This is a genomic window from Streptosporangium sp. NPDC006930 (assembly GCF_040635605.1).
Taxonomy (GTDB): Bacteria; Actinomycetota; Actinomycetes; order Streptosporangiales; family Streptosporangiaceae; genus Streptosporangium.
In genome coordinates this window covers 202,611-217,329 of sequence record NZ_JBEYID010000008.1, presented here as the reverse complement: position 1 = coordinate 217,329, position 14,719 = coordinate 202,611, and the positions used below count along the sequence as shown (strand labels likewise).

General features: G+C 67.8%; 17 protein-coding genes and 1 pseudogene. 13 read left to right on the top strand and 5 right to left on the bottom strand.

From position 1 onward, the window contains the following. The first annotated feature begins 110 nt into the window (after positions 1 to 110). From ABZ664_RS16870 to ABZ664_RS16855, 4 genes and pseudogenes are all read left to right on the top strand, one after another. Complete coding sequence (locus ABZ664_RS16870) at positions 111 to 509, top strand: hypothetical protein (RefSeq protein WP_362509773.1); 399 nt, start codon at positions 111 to 113, stop codon at positions 507 to 509. After that, positions 466 to 1,041, top strand: coding sequence for an ATP-binding protein (locus ABZ664_RS16865; protein ID WP_362509770.1), 576 nt, complete (start codon positions 466 to 468; stop codon positions 1,039 to 1,041). The genes ABZ664_RS16870 and ABZ664_RS16865 overlap by 44 nt, the downstream gene beginning before the upstream one ends. A gap of 807 nt (positions 1,042 to 1,848) precedes the next feature. After that, positions 1,849 to 2,343, top strand: a pseudogene (locus ABZ664_RS16860) (transposase); the annotation flags it as partial. Next, positions 2,301 to 3,143 carry a transposase gene (locus ABZ664_RS16855; RefSeq protein WP_362509767.1) on the top strand — a complete coding sequence of 281 codons (843 nt, stop codon included), beginning with the start codon at positions 2,301 to 2,303 and terminating at the stop codon, positions 3,141 to 3,143. The pseudogene ABZ664_RS16860 and the gene ABZ664_RS16855, both read left to right, overlap by 43 nt. A 60-nt stretch (positions 3,144 to 3,203) precedes the next feature. Here ABZ664_RS16855 and ABZ664_RS16850 read toward each other — a convergent pair whose 3' ends face one another. The 3 genes from ABZ664_RS16850 to ABZ664_RS16840 all read right to left on the bottom strand — a co-directional run bounded on the left by ABZ664_RS16850 (position 3,204) and on the right by ABZ664_RS16840 (position 5,424). Next, positions 3,204 to 3,335, bottom strand: coding sequence for a hypothetical protein (locus ABZ664_RS16850; RefSeq protein WP_362509764.1), 132 nt, complete (start codon positions 3,333 to 3,335; stop codon positions 3,204 to 3,206). 481 nt (positions 3,336 to 3,816) lie between these two features. Then, positions 3,817 to 4,341 carry a flavin reductase family protein gene (locus tag ABZ664_RS16845; RefSeq protein ID WP_362509761.1) on the bottom strand — a complete coding sequence of 175 codons (525 nt, stop codon included), beginning with the start codon at positions 4,339 to 4,341 and terminating at the stop codon, positions 3,817 to 3,819. A gap of 48 nt (positions 4,342 to 4,389) precedes the next feature. Beyond that, positions 4,390 to 5,424 (bottom strand): LLM class flavin-dependent oxidoreductase, encoded by a 1,035-nt coding sequence (locus ABZ664_RS16840; protein ID WP_362509758.1) that lies wholly within the window; start codon positions 5,422 to 5,424, stop codon positions 4,390 to 4,392. A gap of 257 nt (positions 5,425 to 5,681) precedes the next feature. Between ABZ664_RS16840 and ABZ664_RS16835 the strand changes: the two genes are divergently transcribed. From ABZ664_RS16835 to ABZ664_RS16805, 7 genes are all read left to right on the top strand, one after another. Beyond that, positions 5,682 to 5,807: a lasso RiPP family leader peptide-containing protein gene (locus ABZ664_RS16835; protein WP_362509755.1), complete on the top strand. Its 126-nt coding sequence runs from the start codon at positions 5,682 to 5,684 to the stop codon at positions 5,805 to 5,807. Between the two features lie 145 nt (positions 5,808 to 5,952). Beyond that, positions 5,953 to 7,770, top strand: a complete 1,818-nt coding sequence (locus ABZ664_RS16830; RefSeq protein WP_362509752.1) for an asparagine synthase-related protein — start codon at positions 5,953 to 5,955, stop codon at positions 7,768 to 7,770. 13 nt (positions 7,771 to 7,783) lie between these two features. Then, entirely contained in the window at positions 7,784 to 8,041 is a 258-nt protein-coding gene (locus ABZ664_RS16825; protein WP_362509749.1) for a lasso peptide biosynthesis PqqD family chaperone, read from the top strand. Then, on the top strand, positions 8,038 to 8,481 hold the full coding sequence (locus ABZ664_RS16820) for a lasso peptide biosynthesis B2 protein (RefSeq protein WP_362509746.1): 444 nt from the start codon (positions 8,038 to 8,040) through the stop codon (positions 8,479 to 8,481). The genes ABZ664_RS16825 and ABZ664_RS16820 overlap by 4 nt, the downstream gene beginning before the upstream one ends. Then, positions 8,478 to 9,014 (top strand): MauE/DoxX family redox-associated membrane protein, encoded by a 537-nt coding sequence (locus ABZ664_RS16815; RefSeq protein ID WP_362509743.1) that lies wholly within the window; start codon positions 8,478 to 8,480, stop codon positions 9,012 to 9,014. The genes ABZ664_RS16820 and ABZ664_RS16815 overlap by 4 nt, the downstream gene beginning before the upstream one ends. A gap of 34 nt (positions 9,015 to 9,048) precedes the next feature. Next, positions 9,049 to 9,972: an ATP-binding cassette domain-containing protein gene (locus ABZ664_RS16810; protein WP_362509740.1), complete on the top strand. Its 924-nt coding sequence runs from the start codon at positions 9,049 to 9,051 to the stop codon at positions 9,970 to 9,972. Between the two features lie 32 nt (positions 9,973 to 10,004). Next, positions 10,005 to 10,844, top strand: coding sequence for an ABC transporter permease (locus ABZ664_RS16805; RefSeq protein WP_362509737.1), 840 nt, complete (start codon positions 10,005 to 10,007; stop codon positions 10,842 to 10,844). A 100-nt stretch (positions 10,845 to 10,944) separates the two neighbouring features. Here ABZ664_RS16805 and ABZ664_RS16800 read toward each other — a convergent pair whose 3' ends face one another. Together ABZ664_RS16800 and ABZ664_RS16795 are read right to left on the bottom strand one after the other, a co-directional pair. Then, the gene (locus ABZ664_RS16800) at positions 10,945 to 11,631 is read right to left on the bottom strand and encodes a response regulator transcription factor (protein WP_362509735.1); all 687 of its coding nucleotides are present in this window, start codon (positions 11,629 to 11,631) and stop codon (positions 10,945 to 10,947) included. Between the two features lie 16 nt (positions 11,632 to 11,647). Then, the gene (locus ABZ664_RS16795) at positions 11,648 to 12,793 is read right to left on the bottom strand and encodes a sensor histidine kinase (RefSeq protein ID WP_362509732.1); all 1,146 of its coding nucleotides are present in this window, start codon (positions 12,791 to 12,793) and stop codon (positions 11,648 to 11,650) included. Positions 12,794 to 12,924: 131 nt separating this feature from the next. Here ABZ664_RS16795 and ABZ664_RS16790 point away from each other — a divergent pair, with 131 nt between their 5' ends. Together ABZ664_RS16790 and ABZ664_RS16785 are read left to right on the top strand one after the other, a co-directional pair. After that, on the top strand, positions 12,925 to 13,866 hold the full coding sequence (locus tag ABZ664_RS16790) for an ATP-binding cassette domain-containing protein (RefSeq protein WP_362509729.1): 942 nt from the start codon (positions 12,925 to 12,927) through the stop codon (positions 13,864 to 13,866). Next, entirely contained in the window at positions 13,863 to 14,705 is an 843-nt protein-coding gene (locus ABZ664_RS16785; protein WP_362509726.1) for an ABC transporter permease, read from the top strand. Before ABZ664_RS16790 ends, ABZ664_RS16785 begins: the two co-directional genes overlap by 4 nt. Positions 14,706 to 14,719: the final 14 nt, after the last annotated feature.

The following is a 14,719-nucleotide window of genomic DNA, read 5'->3' as shown; positions in this document are numbered from 1 at the left end:
ACACTCTCCGCGACTCCAACTATGGGCACCATTCAGCGTCACGTAAAGCGGAACGCCGCAGGCGGACTGGGCCATGCGGAGTCCCCTTGATCGCAAAGGAGTCGCGATCTATGAGCACGTCCTCCATCGAGGCGGACGCGGAGAGCCTCCGGCACGAACCCGGCGAAGACCTCCACGCGCTGTGCACGCTGACGCTCCGCTTCCCCGGCTGGCGCCCCTGGTACGGCCACGCCACCGGACGCTGGTGGGCGCTCTCCCCCACCCGGTGCCGGCAGCGCATCGGCCTCGTCGAGGCCGACACCCCCGCTGAACTCGCCGCCCGGATGCAGCACATCGAGGACTTCCGCCCCCACCCCGAACAGCACGACCAGCCAGCCGACACCGACCACCGGACGGCCGTCAGGGACACCGAGGCCTCCGGAGGCGGCCAGAGCACCGAGATCACGAGCAAGGGAGGTGACCGGGATGACCGTACGACTGCTGTCCGCACTCGCCAGCGTGCTCGCTGACCGATTCCGGACCACGCCCGGCGACGCCACCGGACCTGCTCACCCAGCCGCGCTCTGGTCGCCGTATCCGGGCCGGATACCCGGCTGGTCGACGACGCCGACCCCCACCCCCGTCATCTCCCAGCGGTTCACGGCCACCACCGACCAGGTCAGGCCCGCACGCACCTTCGTCGCCGACATCCTCGGCGACGACCACCCGCTCCGCGACGACGCCATGCTCCTGACCAGCGAACTCGCTACCAACGCCGTCGAACACTCCGCCAGGCCGGTCTGCACCGGGACCTCAGGTGCCAGAAGCGCGGACGTCACACCGGTCGATCGGCCACGGGAGTTCGTCGTCACGGTGGCCTTCACCTTGCGCGGCGTCATCGTCACCGTCCAGGACCCCGGCTCCACGCGGATCCCCCACACCGGAAATCCCCGTCCCAACGCCACCGGCGGCCGAGGACTCCTCCTCGTCAACGAACTCTCCACCCGCTGGGGCTTCCACCGCGACCCCACAGGAACCGTTGTCTGGTTCGAGCTCACCTGACAGCCCGGCGTGGCGGCGCGCGCCTGGAGGAGCAGCGCCGCCACGCCCTCAACCAACGGGGCCACTCGGTTTCCGCTCGGCGTCCTGGCGCCTACCCGGTGATGAGCACCTCGTGGAATTCACGGCTCTTCAGCTGGGGGGCCAGTGACGGGCGAGCCGGTCACACAGTGGGGTCAGTTCGGCCACGACGTGCTGGGAACCGGATTCGCACACGACCAACGTCCTATGGAGCGAGCTTGCGCCGTAGTTCCTCTACCTGACGGCTACAGGGTGAGATCAGGACGTACGTCCAAGCGTCCGCCGACCGGCTTGATCACGCCCATATCCATAGCGCGGTCGATGTTCTGCAGTCGGCTAGCTGCCGCCTGCTCCGCCTTCCTTGTATCCCGCAGCAGGCTGCAGGGCCAGCAGGGCGGAAACTTGTCCGTGCCCTTGCCTCGCACCTGCACCATCACCCGCTAGTCGACGTACTCTGCGTCGGACCGGGCATCAGGGGCGACATCCAGGGCGAACATCAATGGCTCGCCCGGCCAGCCCTCCGCTGACACCCCCAGCAGCCAGGACCGCCTTAAATCGCAAGCTGAGGGCAGCCTTGCTGATCTGCGGTGGGATCCGGACACGCACTCAACCTCTACCGGTGGCCTGTTGGATCAAGCTGTGCGTCGGGTATCACCCTGTTAATACTCGTTCGAATGTTTCGAGGGGGTGTGTGATGACCACTCGTCTGCCGTGCCCGGTGGCGCCTGCTCCGCTGGAGAATTACGCGGCGCGTTTTGATGACCTGTTCTCCGCGCTCGGGCAACGGCGCGGGTTCGCGAGTATCTGACCGAGCTGCTGCTACCTCGCGAGCGTAACAAGACGTCGACCTGCCTGGCCGGGGCCGCACCGGTGGCCGGGAGCAACGACCCGGCGGTGCAACGGTTGCAGTACTTCCTGTCGGAGTCGGTGTGGGACCCACAGAAGATCAACGCCCAGCGGCTGGCACTGTTGCGTGCAGATCCGACGACCGCGCCGCACCGGGGCGGGGTGCTGGTGATCGACGACAGCGGCGACCATAAGGATGGGCAGGCCTCCGATCACGTGTCCCGTCAGTGGCTGGGCCGCCTGGGCAAGACCGACAACGGGATTGTCACCGTCACCACGTTGTGGGCCGATGAGCGGCTGTATGAGCCGCTGCACGCCCAGCCGTACACGGCCGCCTGCCACACGGCACGGCCGATTCGGGCTTCGCCACCAAACCGCGCCTTGCCGCACGGCTGGTGGCCAAAGCGCTGGAGGCCGGGATCGCTTTCACCGCCGTGACCGGTGACTGCGCCTACGGCGACAACGACTACCAGCGGGAGTTGCGGCAACTCGGGCTGACGTATGTGCTGGCGCTCAAGCGGCGCAAGGGCCTGTGGGCGCCCGTCAGCGCCGAGCACACCCCGATCGACGCCGCCCGCGCTCTGGCCTGGGGCGGCCCGGACGCTCCCGGAGAGTGGACGCGTGTGCGGCGTCGTTTCCGTGACGGCCATACCGAGACCTGGTGGGCGGCTGATGCCCCGCTGGGGCCGTGGGGCCCCGATGAGCCCTACCGGCTGGTGATCGCCACCACCGACCCGGCCAGGTTGCCAGATGCCGGCACCTGCTATCTGACCACCAACCTGCCGCGCCCCGGCGGCCCGGCCGCCGCCAGCTCCTCGCACCCACCGGCCGACCTGGCGGCACTCGTACGGATCTACGCGTTGCGCTCCTGGATCGAGCAGGGCTGCAAGCAGGTCAAGGACGAGCTCGGCTGGGCCGATTTCCAGGTCCGCTCCTCGGTGACGATCCGCCGCCACCAGGCGCTGGTGATGGCCGCGTTCTGCTTTTGCTGGCACACCCTGACCGGAAGCGGCCCGCCCGATGGCAGCGTGGGCCCGGGCGGCGAACCACCGCCTCTGTTGAGTGAGAATCATTCCAACGGTGGCCAGACCGTCGAGGATCGGGAGGAAAATCAGCTCCGACGTCCAGCTCAGGCCGTCTTGGCCGTCAGTGCTGCGCCACGTCCGCGGCTGGCTTACCCCCTGGGTACGGCTCCAGCGTTACTGGCGTGCCCGGTCCAACGCGCCCCCGCCCTCTGAATTTCAGCGCCTCCTCACCGCCCTCGGAGCCAGACACGCCCTCAACCTCTACGCCAGGATTTAATAGACCACCGGTAGGTCCATCATGTCCCCCAGTTCGGTCAGCGTCGCGGCCAAGGAACCGCGCTCGAGGCGCCACGACCGTGACAGCGGGACCTGGGCCAGCCGCCGCTCGACCACGCTCTTGTGCACCTGCTCCTACCAGATTCACTCGGCGACCATCGTGGGGTCGGCGCCAGCCTCTATCACCGCCCGGTGCCACCCCAGGCGGCGATATGCGGCACAGCGTGACGAACTCGGCTTTCTCAGACCGATCGGACTCATCGGCTGCGGCGAGCGCATTCACGATTCGCGCTACGTTGGACGACTGAAGAGCTTGCCGAGCCAGCGGTCCAGCCGCAGCGCGAGGTCGATCTATCGCAGAGAGCCCTACGGCGGCCGTCCACCGAGGAAGCGCCGCTCTCCATCTGGGCCTGCGCCGACATGGCGCTGCACACCCGAATCTTGACCCGGTTGCGCTCGCCCGTGCGCATCCCGCCGAAGACGCTCATCACCAGGCCGTGTGCCTCACTGGCCGAGTCGATCGGCCCGCAGCTGACGCAGCGCGCGATCGGTATGGCGACATGTGGCTCTGCTCTCGGACAAGAACCTTCTGCAGTCCGGTCCCGTTGTCCTACTGACTCACGTGCGGCAGGAAGTCGCCGAAGCCGCCCTGCTGGTAGACAAGGGGACGCACGTCGCTGCTTAGGGCGACGTCGGTCACCTCGCCGACCACGAGAGTGTGGTCTCCGATGACGGTACGCGAGTGGGTTCGGCAAGCCAAGTGGGCCAGTATGCCATCGAGCACCGGGAGGCCGCGGACGCCGATACGCCATCGGGTCGGGCCGAGCCGGTCGATACTACGCAGAGCGAACCGGGCGGCCACGTCAGCCTGGCCAGCAGACAGGATGTTCACCCCGAAGCTCTCCGCCGAGCGCAGCGACGCCCAAGTGGCGGAGACGTTGGCGATGTAGAACGCGACCAGCGGCGGCGTCAAGCTTATCGATGAGAAGGAGGTCGCGGTGAGCCCGACCGGACCACCGTCTACTCGGGCGGTGACCACCACCACGCCAGCCGCATGCCTGGACATAGCCCGGCGAAAGCACGCGTCATCGATTGCCTGCCAGTCCTGCGCCGATGTGGACCCGATCTCCGACATATCTGCTCCTTCCGGCGTTGATACGACACGGCAATGCACCGGGGACGGTCAGCGGGCCGCACCCGCCGGCTGCCGTGGAGTGACGGCGGAAGCGAGAATCTCATATGAGCGGTGGCGGTCCTCGACCTCGTGGACCAGGCTCATCGCCATCAGCTCGTCCGCGCCGGTGGCGGCGATCAGCTCGGCCGCCCGTTCCCGTACCGTGTGCGGGCCACCGATGATGTGGGTGCGGAGCTGCTCGCGCGACTGGGTCCGCTCCCGCGGGGTTCGGAAGTACCGGGCGGCCTCACTCGTCCCCAGGTTCGGGTGGGTCCGAACACCGCGCAGCGACTCGTGCATCACCACCGCGAGAGGCCCGGCGAGCAGGTCGGCCCGCTCGTCGGTGTCCGCGGCCACGACCGAGGCTGTGATCAGCGTGTACGGTCGGGCGAGCCACGCCGACGGGTGAAACGCGGCGCGGTAGGCGGCGAGCGCCTCGCTGGCTTGGTCCGGCTTGATGTGGTAGGCGAAGGCATACGGCAGACCTAGCCGTCCGGCCAGCTCGGCGTTCTCCGCGCTGGATCCGAGGATCCACAGCTCGGGTCGGTTGCCCTGGGCAGGGGTGGCCACGATCCTGTCGTCCTTGCCAGTGTCTGGTTCGAAGTACGCGGCGACCTCGGCCACCTGCTCCGCGAAGTATCCCGAGCGCGGCGGGCTGCTCACCCGGCGCAGTGCGCGGGCGGTCCCCATATCGGTTCCCGGGGACCGGCCGATGCCCAGGTCGACGCGTCCCGGGTGCAGCGCCTCCAGAGTGCCGAACTGCTCGGCTACGACGAGCGGGGCGTGGTTGGGCAGCATCACCCCACCTGATCCGACCCGGATAGCCGAGGTCGCGGCGGCGATTTGTCCAGCCAGCACGGCGGGAGCGCAACTCGCGATGAACCTAGCGTTGTGGTGCTCGGCCACCCAGTACCGGTGGTAGCCGAGTCTCTCGACGTGCACCGCCGCAGCCACGCTTTCCCTTAGGGCCAGTGTTGGGCTGGCGCCTCTCCATACCGGAGAGGTGTCGAGGACCGACAGTCTGGTCAGTGCCTGCTCACTCATGGCCACCGTCTCCCTGGCGTTATGCGATCGACGTGAATCTATCAAGGGCATCGAACCCGTCGAATGATTACACGCGCAGGTATGCCCAGAAAAGGTCGTCAGATCACGGTGAAAGATCACTGAAAGCGTAGCGAAAGTCAGCGGAAAACAGAGAGAACGCGATTCGGAAGAAGGTCTTGCTACTGTCGTAACCAGTCGCAGGAAGTGCCACCGCGAAAAACGCAGAGCTTCCTGAGTGCGAATCAAAGGAGAATTAAATGGAGAAGGACGTGCTGGCCTACGAGCCGCCCACAGTGTCCGGTGTCGGCGAGTTCGCAGAGGTTACGCTGGGTCGGCCGAGCTGGGGCTTCGAGGCCGACTGGTCGTGCGTCATGCTCTGCTAATCCGCGCTGCGACTATGGCGGGGCGATGCAGTCCGTCTGACTGAAGTAACCAAGTCGCTGGCGCCGGCCTTCTTGGCCGGCGCCAGCTCCTTCAGCGCATTTACGCGCACCGGAGCTGGCGCTCGACAACCAGACAGGGACTGAAGTGGACTTCGTAATACTCCCCGACACGATCGAGGGAGAGAATTTTTACAACTCCTTCCTAGCCGTCCAGGAATGCAAGGTCATCACGCATTCTTCTGGGCGTCCATGGGTGGTTGGCGAATGGCGTCCGGAGGAGTTGACCACGGTGGTGGTCGGTTCGAGGAAAGCCGTGATTCTTGGCGTGACGTCGGCCACTGCCGAGCAGGTGGGCCGGGCCCTGGCGAAGGCCGCCCAACTGCCGGATCTGGACGCCTTGGTGGGCGGTCTGGCCGGTTCTGCCCACTTTCTCGTCTCTTTTGACGGGGACGTCAGGGCGCAGGGCACGTTGTCTACCACGTGTCAGATCTTCCACGCCCGTATCGCCGGCGCGCACGTCGCCGCCGACCGCCCGCAGACGCTGGCCAAGCTGTCTGGGGCCGGGATGGCGGAGGATCTGCTGGCTACCCGGCTGCTCGCGCCCTGGGCACCGTGGCCACTGTTCGAACATCCGATGTGGCAGGGGGTCGAGGCCCTGCCCGTCGGATGCTATCTGGAGCTGAGCCGGGACGACGGGTTCCGCACGGTCCGCTGGTGGGCGCCGCCACCGGCCGAGACCCCCCTGGCGGAGGCCGCCGAGCGGGTGCAGCGGGCGCTGTGGGAAGCCGTCGCCGTCCGCACTGTGGGCGGCCCGGTGATCAGTGCGGACCTCTCCGGCGGCATGGACTCGACCAGTCTGTGCTTCCTTGCGAACGCCAGGTCCGACCGGCTGATCACCACGCAGTGGGAGGCGGAGAACCCCGCTAGCGAGGACCGCATGTGGGCGGCCCGCGCCGCCTCTTCCCTGCCGCGGGCGGAGCACATCATCCTGCCGGTGCGGGAGGCACCAAAGTGGTTCTCGGGCCTGGCGGAGCTGGACGACGACCTGGAAGCTCCATTCGCCTGGATCCGGACCCGTGACCGGCTCTCCTACCTGGCACAGCGACTCGCCCACGAGGGCTCGCGTCGGCACCTCACCGGGCATGGCGGGGATGAGCTCTTCTTGACCACACCGCTTTACCTGCACACGCTCATCCGGTCCCGGCCGCTGCGGGCAATCCGGTACTTGCGCGCCAACCGGGCGATGCACCGGTGGAGCCTGTCGGGAGCGGTCACGGCCCTGATGCGTAACCGTTCCTTTGGATCGTGGCTGGCGGAGTCCGGTGCGTCGGTCGTGGACCCGCTGCGCGAAATCTCATCCAAGCCGGATTTCGGTTGGGGATTCAGCTTCCGGATGCCGGAGTGGGCGACGGGACACGCGGTCGACGTGACCCGCCGCGTGCTAGGGCAGGTCGGCGGCGCACAGCCGGCGCCGCTGTCACCGCTGCGCGGCCAGCATCTGGCCGTCCAAGACGTCCGGCTGTGCGGGGACACGCTGCGCCGAGTGAACCGGCTAACGTCCCGGTTCGGCGTGTCCTGGGAGGCGCCATATGTCGACGACCGGGTACTGGAGGCGGCGCTGTCCATCCGGTTTGAGGACTGTGCCATGCCGGACCGGTATAAGCCACTACTCGCCGCGTCGATGCGGGGAATCGTCCCGGACGACATCCTCAATCGCTCGACGAAGTCAGAGTACAGCTCCGAGGCGTACGCGAGCCTGCGAGCGAACCGGTCCGAGCTACTGGAGCTTTGCGAGGATCTGGAACTCGCGCGGCTCGGGCTGGTTGACGCCGACGCGCTGCGCTCGGTGTTGCTCTGCCTGCCACCGCGGTCGATGAGCCTGATGCCGCTGATCAGCACCTTCGCCTGCGAGACATGGCTTCGCTCGGTGCGCGCCGGACAGCCTGCACCCCTGATTCGATGAGAGGTGGAATAGGGTGAGTTTCTCTCTCGCACCGCATGTCTCCATGACCGATATGGGACAGAGTCTGGTCCTGTTGAACGAGAGATCCGGCGGCTACTGGCTGTTGAACGCCACGGGCGCGGTCGTGGTGCGGCTGCTGCTGCAGGGGGTGAGCGTGCCCGAGGTCGTGGCGCAGCTCGGCCGCAGCCACCCCGCGTCCGTGCACCGCATCCCAACGGACGTGGAAAAGCTGCTGGTGTCGCTGCGCGAAGCCCGGGTCGTGACGCCATGACGATGCCGGTGACGCTGGAGGCGTCGGCCCGGATCACTTGGCGGCGGCGGCTGGCCGCGCACGTGGCGGTGAGCTTGGCCCGGGTACTCATGCGGCTGTCCCCGCTGCGGCTACGCCGGCTGCTCATGGTCATCCGGCGCGGCGCCGGGCCGTGCCCGGCGGATCGGGCACTGGCCGCCCGGACGGCCGTGGTCACGGTGAGCGTGCAGTGCGCTGGCCAGGGCTGTCTGCAACGGTCGATCGCCACCGTGCTGCTGTGCCGGTTCGCCAGCACTTGGCCGACCTGGTGCACCGGGGTCCTCACCGAGCCGTTCCGGGCACACGCCTGGGTGGAGGTGGACGGCGTGCCGATCGGCGAGCGCGACGAGATCCGGCATTTCCACCGGACCATGGTCATACCCCTCATGTCTGCCCCTGCCCGGCTGGGAGAGACGCAATGACGTACGTGTTGATCGCTATGACGAGCTTCATCGCCACGGTGTTCGCGGTGGCGTTCGTCAACAAGGTGCGCGGCGTGTCGTTCTTCCACCGGTTCGAGGCGGCGATCAGCCACCTCGCCGTACTGTCGCCCCGGCTCGCCAGGTCGGCCGCAGCGGGCATCGTGCTCGGTGAGGGGGCCACCGTCGCCCTGCTGGTATCGTCCGGCACCCGTGGCGCGGGGTTCGCCTTGGCCATCACGCTGTTGGCGTGCTTCATCGCGGTGGCAGTCCGGGCGGTGCGCAGCGGTGTTATCGCCGAGTGCAGGTGCTTCGGCCGGGGCGGGTCGGTGATGAGTACCGGGATGATCGTCCGCAATGTGATCCTCATCATCGCCGCCGCCGCGGGTCTCGCCGCCACCGGGTCCGCAGCGCCGGTGGGCCCTGCGGGCTGGTCTGTGGCCGTCGCTGGCGTGCTCGTGGCGGCCCTCTACATCCGGTACTACGACGATGTCGTGCGGGCCGTTGCAAGGCACCTTCCGCCAACTACGGCCTAACGGCGGGAACCTCTCAGGAAAGGAGCAGACTCCGGTGACCGCAGCGATCGAAGTGATGGGGCTGAGCAAGCGCTACGGGGACGTCGCCGCGCTGACGGACGTCAGCTTCGCGGTGCCGCGCGGCTCGGTGCTAGGGCTACTCGGACACAACGGCGCGGGCAAGTCCACGCTGATCGGCATCCTGTCCACGCTCTCCCGGCCGGACGCGGGCAGCGCCCAGGTCGCCGGATTCGACGTCGTGCGGCAGGGCGCGCAGGTCCGCCAGCGGATCGGGCTGACCGGGCAGACCGCCACCCTGGACGAGCAGATATCCGGACGGCAGAACCTGGTGCTCATCGGGCGGCTGCTCGGCACCACCCGCGGCTCCGCCGAAGTGCGTGCCCAGGAACTGCTCGACCTGTTCGATCTGTGCGGCGCGGGCGATCGGAAGGTGCGGACCTACTCGGGGGGCATGCGGCGGCGGCTGGACCTAGCCGCGAGCCTGGTGGGCCGTCCCGACGTGATTTTCCTAGACGAGCCCACGGTGGGTCTGGACCCAACCGGGCGGCTGGCCATGTGGGAGGTCGTGCGTGCGGCCACGCGGGACGGCGCCACTGTGCTGCTCACTACGCAGTACCTAGACGAGGCTGACCAGCTGTCCGACTCGATCGTCGTCATGGCGGGCGGAACGGTGGTGGCGGCCGGGTCGCCGAATGAGCTGAAGGCGCGAGTGGGTAACCGTACCATCACGGCACGCTGCGGGAACCCGCATGACGGGCGTACATCTGTATTGGCTCTGCGAGCCGCGGGGTTCGCCCCATTGTGGGACGCGGCCCGGCTCGCTGTCACCATCCCGGCGGTACGCACCCAGGACATCGTCGCCTTCGGTCAGGCCATCGCCGGATGCGGCGTGGAGATGGCGGAGATCAGCTTCACCGAACCGAACCTAGACGACGTGTTTCACGCATTTTCCGGCTAGCCGGGAACGTAACGATTTCGAGAGGAGAGGCGATGAGCGGCACTGCCATTCTGGACACCGAGGACGCCCCGAAGGGGACCCGTGTCGGTTCCTGGCGGGGGACCTCGGTGGTGGCGCAGATCCGCGTTCTCACGCTGCGCTACATGAACACGATCGCGTTCGATCCACGCATGATCGCGCTCAACGCGGCGGGGCCGTTGCTGATGCTGCTGGTTTTCAGCCAAATCTTCGGATCCATAGCGGACACCCCAAACTTCCCACCCGGAGTGACCTACATCGAGTTCCTGGTGCCGGCCATCATGGTCAACTCAGCTATGCAGGCTGCCCTGCAAACCGGTATCACGCTCACCCAGGACGTACGGAACGGAATGATTATCCGGCTCCGATCGCTGCCTATCTGGCTGGGCTCGGTGCTCTTCGCCCGGAGCCTGGCGGATCTGGTGCGCAGCGGCATCCAACTCCTGTGTGTGCTCGGCTTCGCTTACGTGCTTTTCGGGTTCAGGCCGTCCGGCGGGTTCGCCGGGTCGGCTGTCTCCTGGGCGGTGGCACTGATCGTCGGCGCGGGCGTGGGATGGCTGTTCATCGCGCTGGCAAGCTGGGTGCGCAACGTTGACCTGTTCCAGGGCGCCACGATGCTGGTGACGTTTCCGCTGATGTTCGCGTCGAGCGCTTTCGTGCCGGTGGGCGGGCTGCCGGAGTGGCTGCAGGTGGTCGCGATGGTTAATCCGATGACATACGGCATCGACTCGACCCGCGCGCTCATGCAGGGCCAGGTACCGGGCACGGCGGCGTATCTGGCGGTCCTGCTCAGTTTGCTGCTGTCGGCGCTCTGCGCTGTAGTCGCGGTCCGCGGCTTCCGCCGCCCCCTATGACATCGTTTGTAACGCTGTCTTGTGACGCGGTGCGCCGACAACACCGGCCACCACGGCTCTCCCCGCTTGCTGAGGCCGTAAACCGAGACGCCGGGCGGGGTTAGCCGTGTTTGCGGAAGTTCGCTTCGACCAGGCCAGCCTCGTAAGCGGTGATGACAAGCTGGGCTCTGTCCCTTGCGCCGAGTTTCGCCAGCAGGCTGCCAATGTGGGTCTTCACTGTGGCCAGGCTGACCTGGAGTTGGCGGGCGATCTCGGTGTTGGACAGACCGCGGGCGACATGCAGCAGCACCTCTCGCTCTCGCTCGGTGACACCGGGGAGGGCGCGGCCGCGGGCCGAGGCGGTCGCGGGTCCCGGGTGCCGGACGAACTCGGCGATGAGCCGCCGCGTGACCACGGGCGAGATGAGGGCGTCCCCGCCCGCCACGACCCGGATCGCGGCAAGCAGGTCTGCGGGCGGCGTGTCCTTGAGGATGAAACCGCTGGCTCCCGCCCGGAGCGCACCGTAGACGTATTCGTCCATGTCGAAGGTGGTCAGGACGAGCACCCGCGCGCTGCTCTCCCGGCTGGCGCAGACCTGACGGGTGGCCTCGATACCGTCCATGTCCGGCATCTGCACGTCCATTAGGATCACGTCTGGGACCTGCCGCAGCAGCAGCTTCAGCACCTCGCCACCTGTCCCGGCCTCGCCCACGACCTCAATGTCGGGCACCGATTCGAGCAGCATGCGAAGGCTGCCGCGGAGCAGCACCTGGTCGTCGGCGATAAGCACCCGGATGCGCTCGGTCATGACCCTCCATCCCCTGTTACGAGCGGTACGGCAATCTGGCCGCGACCCGGAATCCGCCCTGTTCCTGCGGGCCGGCGGTGAAGTCACCATCCTGGAGCAAGACACGTTCACGCATACCGATGAGGCCGTGCCCGCCCGCCCTGGCGGTCGTGACCTTACCGCCTTTCCCGTTGTCGACCACCTCGACGAGAACCTCCCGAGGTGTCACTGCGACCGAGACTGCGCAGGACACGCGCTCCCCCGTGCCGTCCGTCGCGTGCTTGATCACGTTAGTGAGGGACTCCTGCACGATGCGGAAGACCGCACTCTCGATGCCGCGCGGCAGGTCCTGCCCGCCGTCATGGTTCAGGGTGATCTGCAAACCCGCCTCCCGTGCCTGACCGGCCAAAGTCTCTAGGCCAGCCAGTCCGGGAACGGGGGTCAGCGGGGAGTCTCCTGGGTCGTCGGCGCTGGCCGAGCGCAGCACGCCCACCATGCGGCGCATTTCGTCGAGCGCGGCGCGACTGGTCGCCTGGATCACTTCCAGCGCCGCGACGGCCTCGCCGGGGCGCTCCCCGGCCATGTGCACCGCGACGCCAGATTTCATGGCGATCAGGCTGAGGCTGTGGGCGACGATGTCGTGCAGCTCTCGGGCGATACGGACCCGCTCCTCGGCCACAGCGAGGCGGGCCCGCTGTTCGGCGATCCTGGCCGCGCCGGTCCGCCGTTCCCGGACGGTCAGGCCGAGCAGCCAGGCGGCGGCCATGGTCAGCCAGCTCAGCCCGATCAGCCCGAAGCTGCCCACAAGGTTGGGCTCGTGCGAAATAGGCACCAGAGCGGCGGCGGCGACCAGGCTGGCCACGAGGCCCAGGTAGGCGGGCAGGCCCGAGGTGATCAGCCCGACCGTGTAGAGCACGAACGCCCACGCCAGCCACGGGTTGATCAGCGCGCCGGCCCACACCCCGGCGGCCGCGATGGTCAGCACCAAGGCGAGCGTGGGCAGCGGCCAAAGCCGACGCAGCGCGGCGGCCAGCCCTAGCCCGGCCCCGAACAGCCAGCCGTACGGCGGCATGGCCACCCGTTCGAGCGCCACCAGGCCAATCGGGACAGCCAGCACTACATCGAAGGCGAACAGATGGTGGCGGCGTAAGCGCGAAGCCATCAGCGGACGGAGGCCATCCATGCGATCACCTTACGTACCGCCCGGCCGTAGAGCATCCGCCCTGGGGTGGAGGCCGCGGCCTCCACCCCAGGGCGGAGAGGTCCAGACCTGGGCTCGATGACTTCGAGCCAGTGTTTCGCCATCGTGGAGACATGATTGAAGTACGGAACCTGACCAAGCGCCACGGGTCCAGGACTGCCGTCGACAACCTGTCCATCCATGTGATGCCGGGTCTGGTGACAGGGTTCCTTGGCCCGAACGGCGCGGGGAAGTCGACCACTATGCGTGCGGTGCTCGGCCTGGTCACCCCTACCTCAGGCGAGGCCCTCATCGGCGGCCGACCCTACCGGTCGCTGGTCCGTCCGCTCTACTCCGTCGGCGCGTTGCTGGACGCGGACGCCGCCCACACCGGCCGCTCAGCGTACCATCATCTGTCCGTGCTGGCCCGCACCAATGGCATCGGCCGCCGACGGGTGGCCGCGGTGCTGGACCAGGTCGGCCTAGCGGATGTGGCGCACCGGAGGGTGGGCGGTTTCTCGCTCGGCATGCGGCAGCGGCTGGGAATTGCCGCGGCTTTGCTTGGTGATCCCGGGGTGCTCATCCTCGACGAGCCGATCAACGGGCTCGACCCCGAAGGCATCCGGTGGATCCGCGGGCTGCTGCGCACGCTAGCGGGCGAGGGTCGAACGGTCTTCATCTCAAGCCACGTGATGAGCGAAACGGCACTGACCGCGGACCGAGTCATCATCATCGGACGCGGCCGGCTCATCACTGAAGCGACCATCGACGAGCTCCTCGTACGGTTTCACCGGGACGTGCTAGTGCGCAGCCCGCGGGAGGATGAACTGAAGCGGCTACTGCTCGCGCACGGCGCCGTGGTGCGCCCCGAACCGGGAGGCGGGCTGGCCATCAGCGGCGGTCAGCGCGACGCCACCCGCACTCCCGCGCTCGACAACGCGTGGATCTCCGAGTTGGCCACCGCGCACAGCATCCCGCTGTACGAGATCACGCCGCGCAGCGCGTCGCTGGAAGAGGCGTTCATCGAACTCACCGAAAGCAGCACCGACCACAGGACGGGACGACGGCAGGCATGAAGACCGGTGACACCTATATCGCGAGCAGCCTCATCGAGCCGGATGGCCGCACTCTGGAACCCTCCCGCACCCGGTTGATCTGGGACCTGGTCGCGGCGGAGTGGCTCAAGATCCGCTCGTTGCGCTCGACGTACTATCTGCTGGCGGTGCTGCCGCTGCCGATCGTGCTCGGCGGCGGGCTAGCCCTGAGCGCCGCCAGTTCCTGGGAGCGATTGTCCGAACAGGGCCGCTCCGGGTTCGACCCGTCGGCGGCGGGTGGGACCGCGCTCCAGGTGACTTACTTGGTGTTAGCCGCCTTTGGCATCCTCGCCATCACCTCGGAGAGCACCACGGGCATGCTGCGTATGACGCTCACTACCGTGCCACAGCGACGCAGCCTGTTAATGGCGAAGGCGGTGGTAGTCGGAGTGGTATCGCTCGCCGCCGGCCAGGTCAGCTCGTTCGCCATCTTCTTCATCAGCCAGGCCGTGCTCGGCACCCGCGGCATCGGTGTAACGCTCGCGTCGCCGTACGCCCTAGCCACCGTACTCGGCGCCGGGTTCAGTTGCATGGTGATGGGGCTGGTAGGGCTAGGGGTGGGGACCGTGCTGCGCTCGTCGGCTGGCGGGTTTATCGCGATCTTCGCCCTGCTGTTCGTGGTTCCAGCACTGATCTCGCTGCTGCCTGCCCCCTGGAACGAGCGGATCGGCTCGCTCACCCTGCCGATGGCCTCCAACCTGCTGCCGGGCCGGATCTCGGACGCGTGGCTGCCGCCAGCGGGGGCGGTGCTGGTGCTGCTCGGCTACATCGCGCTCGCGCTGGCAGCCGCATCCGTCGCCATCACACGCCGGGACCCCTAACCGTTCCGCGCTCT